The 6499-nt window shown below is 70.7% G+C and carries 7 protein-coding genes; 3 read left to right on the forward strand and 4 right to left on the reverse strand.

From position 1 onward, the window contains the following. Positions 1 to 25 precede the first annotated feature (25 nt). Positions 26 to 949 (forward strand): alpha/beta fold hydrolase, encoded by a 924-nt coding sequence (locus A9310_RS13245; protein WP_065631017.1) that lies wholly within the window; start codon positions 26 to 28, stop codon positions 947 to 949. 291 nt (positions 950 to 1240) lie between these two features. On the opposite strand, the gene A9310_RS13250 is transcribed toward A9310_RS13245, so the two are convergent. The 4 genes from A9310_RS13250 to A9310_RS13265 form a co-directional block, all read right to left on the reverse strand. Next, positions 1241 to 2140, reverse strand: a complete 900-nt coding sequence (locus A9310_RS13250; protein WP_065631018.1) for a copper resistance D family protein — start codon at positions 2138 to 2140, stop codon at positions 1241 to 1243. A gap of 6 nt (positions 2141 to 2146) precedes the next feature. After that, positions 2147 to 2695: a copper resistance CopC family protein gene (locus A9310_RS13255; RefSeq protein ID WP_065631035.1), complete on the reverse strand. Its 549-nt coding sequence runs from the start codon at positions 2693 to 2695 to the stop codon at positions 2147 to 2149. Beyond that, a complete protein-coding gene (locus A9310_RS13260) occupies positions 2688 to 3419 on the reverse strand; it encodes a YcnI family protein (protein ID WP_065631019.1) in 732 nt (243 codons plus the stop codon). Before A9310_RS13260 ends, A9310_RS13255 begins: the two co-directional genes overlap by 8 nt. An 87-nt stretch (positions 3420 to 3506) precedes the next feature. Further along, positions 3507 to 4022: a YtxH domain-containing protein gene (locus tag A9310_RS13265; protein ID WP_065631020.1), complete on the reverse strand. Its 516-nt coding sequence runs from the start codon at positions 4020 to 4022 to the stop codon at positions 3507 to 3509. A gap of 70 nt (positions 4023 to 4092) precedes the next feature. Between A9310_RS13265 and A9310_RS13270 the strand changes: the two genes are divergently transcribed. Next, positions 4093 to 4944, forward strand: a complete 852-nt coding sequence (locus A9310_RS13270) for a GNAT family N-acetyltransferase (RefSeq protein WP_065631021.1) — start codon at positions 4093 to 4095, stop codon at positions 4942 to 4944. Next, the gene (locus A9310_RS13275) at positions 4941 to 6140 is read left to right on the forward strand and encodes an alkaline phosphatase family protein (RefSeq protein ID WP_065631022.1); all 1200 of its coding nucleotides are present in this window, start codon (positions 4941 to 4943) and stop codon (positions 6138 to 6140) included. The genes A9310_RS13270 and A9310_RS13275 overlap by 4 nt, the downstream gene beginning before the upstream one ends. Positions 6141 to 6499 lie beyond the last annotated feature (359 nt).

Consider the following 6499-nt stretch of genomic DNA (forward strand, 5'->3'; position numbering starts at 1 on the left):
CAACGGTACGTGAGATGCTGATCACATGATCGACATCGCCCGTCCGAAAATCGAGGGGTCGATCGCCGTCGCCGACGGTGATCGTCGGATCGGATTCGCCGAGTACGGATCGGCCACCGGACGGGCCATCGTCTGGTTACACGGCACCCCCGGCGCCCGGCGCCAGATCCCCGTCGAAGCGCGTGCGTACGCGCTCGAACGCGGCATCCGCCTCATCGGACTCGATCGGCCGGGCGTGGGATCGTCGAGCCCGCATCGGTACGACAACGTCGCCGCCTTCGCACCCGACCTCGCCGAGGTCCTCGAGGCCCTGGGCATCGACGACTTCGCGATCATCGGGCTGTCAGGCGGCGGGCCGTACGCACTCGGGGTCGCCCATGCCATGCCCGACCGGGTGACGGCGGCGGGCATCCTCGGCGGTGTCGCGCCGACGGTCGGGCCCGACCGCATCGAGGGCGGGGCCATGCGACTCGGCACGCTGCTCGCACCGCTCGTGAGCGTGGCCGGCGCGCCGATCGGCCAAGTGCTCAGCGTCGCCCTCGGCTTCGCCCGGCCGATCGCCGAACCCGCGATCTCCATCTACGGTCGACTGTCCCCGCAGGCGGACCGAGAACTGTTGGCGCGCCCCGAATTCCGGGCCATGTTCCTCGACGACCTGCTCCACGGCGGAAGCCGACGCATGAACGCGCCATTCGCCGACGTCGTCGTCTTCGCGCGGGACTGGGGCTTCCGCGTCGGCGACGTCACCGTGCCCGTGCGCTGGTGGCACGGCGACGCCGACCACATCATCCCGTACGCCCACGGCGAGCACATGGTGTCGCTGCTCCCCGACGCAAAGCTCTTCGAGATGCCCGGCGAGAGTCACCTCAGCACCCTGCACATGTCGACCGACATCATCGACGAACTCCTCGCGCTGTGGGACCAATCGCGGCCGCCGATGGGCGAGTGATCCGCGGGTAGCGCAGGGTCGATCCACCCCCCGCTGGTCGAGCAGCGTCGAACGAGCGCAGCGAGGAGGCCGCGCCCGTCGAGGCCACCTGGTGACCCGCGGCAAAGTGGCTTCGACACGGCGCCTCGCTGCGCTCGGAGCCGGCTCAACCAGCGGGTAAGGGGGACTTCGACAAGCTCAGCCGGCGGAAGGGATGGCTCAGCCGGCGGAAGGGATGGCTCAGCCGGCGGAAGGGATGGCTCAGCCGGCGGAAGGGATGGCTCAGCCGGCGGAAGGGGTGGCTCAACCGGCTCAGAGCGGCGCGGTCGCCGACAGCCCGGCCGCGAGACCCAGCGCCACGGCCATGATCGCCAGTTCGACGACAGCCGCGCGCACGGAGGCGGGCTCGCTGCTGCGATGCCGCTGCACGGCCGGTAGCCAGCGTCGTCGGTGCCAGACGGCGAGACCCACGAGGACCGCGAGCACCGCGGCCTTGGCGAGCAGGATTCGGCCGTAACCGCTGCTCACCAGGTTCGCCGGACCGTCGACCTCGATCAGGCCGGAGATCAGGCCGGTCACCGTGAGGACCCCGACGGCCCAGGGTGCGCGGCCGGAGAAGACCGGCAGACTGCGCGCCCACCCCGACCGGCCGCGCACCGAGAGCAGCATCGCCGCGAGCAGTCCGCACCACCAGGCCGCGGCCAGCGCGTGGGCACCGATGAGGAACGGCCCCCACGAGTCGTTGCCGGCGTGCCCGGCGATCGAGGTGGCCAGCACCCCGATCGCCGCGAGCGCGCCGACCACGAGCACGGGGATCTCGATCCCCGTCAGCAGGTCCAGCACCACCCACGCGAGGATCAGGACCCCGGCCACCAGCGCCACCATCTCGGGCGCACCCGAGAACAGCACGTCGCCGAAGTCGCCGGCTTTCACGTCGAGCACCTCGACACCCGCCCGATCGGCCGTCCGCACCCAGGCGCTGATCAGCACGGCCAACACCCACACCCCGGCCAGCAGGCCGATCACCCGGGTCGAGGGCTCGGCGTCGACCGTCGGCAGCGCCCCCAGACCGAGCAGCGTCACGGACACACCGAGCGCGAGGGTCGTGGGCACCGCGACCAGATCCGGACCGTCGGGACGGGCGAGCAACCAGCTCACCACGAGACCGCCGGCCAGGGTCATCGCGAGGATCAACCCGTTGCGGACGGTCATCAGGTGTCAGCGCCGCGTCGAGGGTCGCCGGCTCAGCCAGAACACGACACCGAGTCCGGCGATCAGCACGACGGCGGCGCCGGCGATGAACCACCACACCGGGATTCCCTCGTCCGACGACGCATCGACCGCTTCGATCGCCGGGCCGGGTTCGCCGTTGCCGGCAACCGCGAGCTCGAACGTGCGCTGTCCGCTGATGACGTGCCCATCGGCCGAGGTCACCCGGTAGTTGACGACGTACTCACCGGCCGGGCCGAGTTCGCGCACCCCGACACGCAGGTTGGGGCCGTCGACCGTCGGGTCGCCGTTCTGCCAGTAGTGGTCGTCGGGTCCGACGACGTTGAGCACCGCATACGACGACTGGATCGGCTCGTTGAAGGTCAGCGTCACGGTCTGCGGACCGGTCTGCAGCGTCGCCCCCTCGGCGGGGTCGGAGGACACCAGCCGCGAGTGCGCCGACGCCGGGGCGGCCGCCCACGATCCGACGAGCCCGAGACACAGCAGCGTCGCGAGGACCAGGACGACGCGTCGAGCCGGCGCGCGACGGTCAGGCATCGCCGCCGCCACAACCATTGCGGCGCAGGGCTGTCAGCGCCGCGACGCCGATGACCGCGCCGAGGGTGCCGACCACCAGGCCGATCCCGCCGAGCCAGCGCGCGGCGGAGTCCTCGGACGATGCCGACGACTCGGAGGTGTCCGAAGCGTCGGCGGTGCCCATCGTCGAGGCGGCGTGCGAGCCGCCGTGATGCCCGTCGCCCGTGGCCGGGGGCAGGGTCAGCGTCGGTGCGGGCAGCTCCGGCTCGGAGCCGTCGTCGGGGGTCGGCTGACTCCAGTCGGCGGTCTCGCCGTCGGCGTAGGTCTGCAGCGCGGGGAGTTCGACGGTCTCCTGCTCGGGGAACGGTCCGCCGGAGAACCGGAACTGGCCGAACTGCCCGACCGGCACCCCCGGTGATCCCGGATCGGCGGTCCAGGTGATCTCGGTGACCTTGTCGTCCTTCTTGGTGACGACGGACTTCCAGCCGGGCATCACCTCCGGGCGGGCCGAGGTCAGCCCGGGCAGCGTCACCCGCAGCGCGGTCGTGGCGGCGGCGTCGGACTCGTTGGGGACGACGAAGGTGACGACGCCGTACCCGCCCTGGGTGACCGTCGGCGCGTTGGCGGTGACGTGCGCCGACGCGGCACCCGCACCCGCGAAGGAGGCGAGGCCGACGAGGGCGACGGCGGTGGCGGGCGCGGTGATGCGGCGGGCGATCGTCGCCCGCAGGGAATTGAGCTTCATGGATTGTGTCTTTCGATGGTGTCGGGACCGGTCCTCGTGGACGCGCGCGTCGACCCCACACCTTTCTGGTCTGGGGCCCGGGCGGCGTCAGGAGGCGGCCGGTGGTCCGCGAACGCCGGTGCCGCACAACGCAGGTGCGGCCGGAACACAAGGCGGCGTCCAGAACACCCGAGCGGCCGGATGTGCTGCGACGGCGACCGGTGGCACCAGCGATCGGATCACCGAGCCGATCGACGCCAGGAGATGGGCACCGGCGACGATTCCGACCGCGCTGAGCGGGATCGCCACCAGGTGGGTGAGGAGCATCGGCAGCGTCGAGGCGGCGTGGGCGGCGTGCCCGGCGTCGAGCGCGAGAGCCCAGTGACTCGCCGCCTGCGCCGCGGACAGGACCAGCGTGGTCGATGCAGCCGCCGTCGTGAGTCGTCCCCGGCGCGGCGCGAGCAGCATCGCCGCGACCACGCCGATCGCGGCGCTCAGCAGGACGCCCGACGAACTCGGCATCGCCCCGCTCGCCGCACCGTGCGCGGCGACCGCCACCGCGGGAACCACACCGGCCGCGGCGACGCGTGCGAACGCGTCGGACGCTCGGGCGGTGTGGGACATGGGGCTCATCCTAGATCGGGCTGGTCGAACCCCGACCACGGTGTCGCCGGGCGATGACAGAATCGACCCCATGTCGGATGCAACCCTCGGTGTGGAGGTTCGTGAACTGTCGTCGCCCGACGAGCTCGAGGACCTCCTGCGGATCTTCGACGACGTGTGGCGGCCCGATCCGACGAACCGGCCCGTGGGGACCGACATGTTGCGCGCGCTCAGTCACGCCGGCAACTATGTGGCCGGCGCCTTCATCGGCGACCACCTCGCGGGCGGGAGCGTGGCGTTCTTCGGCGCACCGGTCGGCGAGACCCTACACAGCCACATCACCGGGGTCACCCGCCGCGGCCGCGGCCATCAGGTGGGTCATGCGCTGAAGATGCACCAGCGTCGCTGGGCGTTGGAGCGCGGACTGTCGACGATCACCTGGACCTTCGATCCCCTCGTCGCCCGGAACGCCTACTTCAACCTCGCGAAGCTCGGTGCGACGCCCGTGCACTACTACGAGGATTTCTACGGCGAACTCGGTGACGAGCTGGGCGGCGACGCCGACTCCGACCGGGTGTTGGTGGCGTGGGACCTGAAGTCCGCCGCGCCGTCGGCGCCGGACGGGTCGTCGAGGTCGGAGGGATCGGTGGAGTCGGTGGACGAGGCGCTCGCCGGTGGCGCCGTGTCGGTCATCGACGTCGACCGGCCATCCCATCCCGTCGCGCACCACGAGCGCATCACCCCGGATGCCGGCGCCGTCGTCGAGGTTCCGCGTGACGTCGAGTCGATGCGGGTCAGCGCGCCACTCGACGCCGCGCGGTGGCGGATTGCGCTGCGAGATGCGTTGTCGCCATTGCTCGTCGAGGGAGACGCGCGTCGGTCGGTCCGGTTCCTGCGGTCGGGACACTATGTGTTCGGACCGGCCGGTTCGGGCGCGCGGTGACTGAAGTGGCGGGTCCGCTGGAGCTGGCCCCGGCAGACTGGCACGGCTATCCGCACACGCTCGCCGACGTGTTGCCGGCGGTGGCGGGTGCACTCGGGGTTCCGTCCGAGGGTGCGGGACCCGTTGTCCCGACCAGTGAGTCGGTGGTTCTGCTGCTCATCGACGGCCTGGGCGCGACCCTGCTGGACGACTACGCCGAGCATGCCCCGACGCTCAAAGAACTGACCTCGACGACGCTGCGTGCCGGGTTTCCGGCGACCACCGCGACCAGCATCCTGAGCCTGACGGGCGGCACGTCGTGCGGAGTGCACGGGATCATCGGGTACAGCTTCCGCCCGGGTGACGAATGCCGAACGCGCGGGTCACGACGAGTGCTCAACTCGCTGCGCTGGACCCTCGACGACGCCTCCGGACCGTCGGCGTTGATGACGTATCCCCCGGCCCTCGTCCGCACCGAGCGAGGGAGTCTCGAAGAACTTGCCGCAAAGGGTGTCCGGGTCACCTATGTGATGCCCGGCGAGTTCCGCGGAACCGGCCTGACGATGGCGGCCTTCCGCGCGTCGGGACAGTTCGTGCCCGCCGTGACGCCCGACGGCATCCGCGACGCCGTGCTGACCACCCTGCGGCGTCGGAGCCGGCACCGGCGTTTCGTGTACGCCTACTACAGCGCGCTCGACATGGCGGGCCACATCCACGGCCCGGGGTCGGCGGAGTGGCTGGAGAAGTTGCGCATCGTCGAACGGCTGGTCGCCGACCTCGCCTCCGAACTGGGCGATGGCACCACACTTCTCGTCACCGGTGACCACGGGATGATCACCGCCGACCGGGCGATCGACATCGACACCGCCCCCGCCCTGCTCGACGGCGTCGACGCGGTGGCCGGCGAGGCGCGGGTCCGGCACGTCTATGCGACACCGGGATCGGCCGACGACGTGCTGAGCGGCTGGGCGTCGTATCTCGGTGACGCCGCGCACGTGGTCTCGCGCGAGCAGACCATCGACGAAGAGTGGTTCGGACCGATCGTCAGTGACGCTGTGGCACAACGCATCGGCGACGTCGTCGCGGTGGCCCGTGGCGCCACCACCCTCACCCGCAGCAAGCGCGAGACGATGGAGTCGATGATGCTCGGCCACCACGGCGCCTGGACCACCGCCGAGCAACTCGTGCCGCTCATCGTGGCCCGGGCTGCTTCCTGAGGCGCAAGCCCCAGCGACGGTTGACGACCCAGCGTGCCGCCCCGCGGAGGCGACTTTGAACAGTTCGTCCCCCTCAGCATGACCGAAGGGCATAGTGCCCTTCGATCGTGCTGAGAGGGACGAACTTTTCGGCTACACCGATCACTACGACGCTTGCCTTCCCGACTCAAACGACTAACCTGAGACATTGACATCCTCCTTTTGTGGTTGGGATAACCAAGCCCCTACGACCACATCAGGAGGATGTCTCAGGGAGCGGTGGTGGGACGCACCCTCCGCAAGCTCCGGACGCTCCTCAGGGAGCAGGGTTATGGGCTTCTTTCGGATCAGGGAAGCGGGGGGAGCACCTCAGGTTGGAG

The organism is Gordonia sp. UCD-TK1 (assembly GCF_001691435.1).
GTDB classification, from domain to species: domain Bacteria; phylum Actinomycetota; class Actinomycetes; order Mycobacteriales; family Mycobacteriaceae; genus Gordonia; species Gordonia hongkongensis.

Excerpts from the sequence above, each read along its gene's own strand:
- A9310_RS13260 (WP_065631019.1), bottom strand. The coding sequence starts at position 3,419 with ATGAAGCTCAATTCCCTGCGGGCGACGATCGCCCGCCGCATCACCGCG.
- A9310_RS13270 (WP_065631021.1), top strand. The coding sequence starts at position 4,093 with ATGTCGGATGCAACCCTCGGTGTGGAGGTTCGTGAACTGTCGTCGCCC.
- A9310_RS13250 (WP_065631018.1), bottom strand. The coding sequence starts at position 2,140 with ATGACCGTCCGCAACGGGTTGATCCTCGCGATGACCCTGGCCGGCGGT.
- A9310_RS13245 (WP_065631017.1), top strand. The coding sequence starts at position 26 with ATGATCGACATCGCCCGTCCGAAAATCGAGGGGTCGATCGCCGTCGCC.
- A9310_RS13255 (WP_065631035.1), bottom strand. The coding sequence starts at position 2,695 with ATGCCTGACCGTCGCGCGCCGGCTCGACGCGTCGTCCTGGTCCTCGCG.
- A9310_RS13265 (WP_065631020.1), bottom strand. The coding sequence starts at position 4,022 with ATGTCCCACACCGCCCGAGCGTCCGACGCGTTCGCACGCGTCGCCGCG.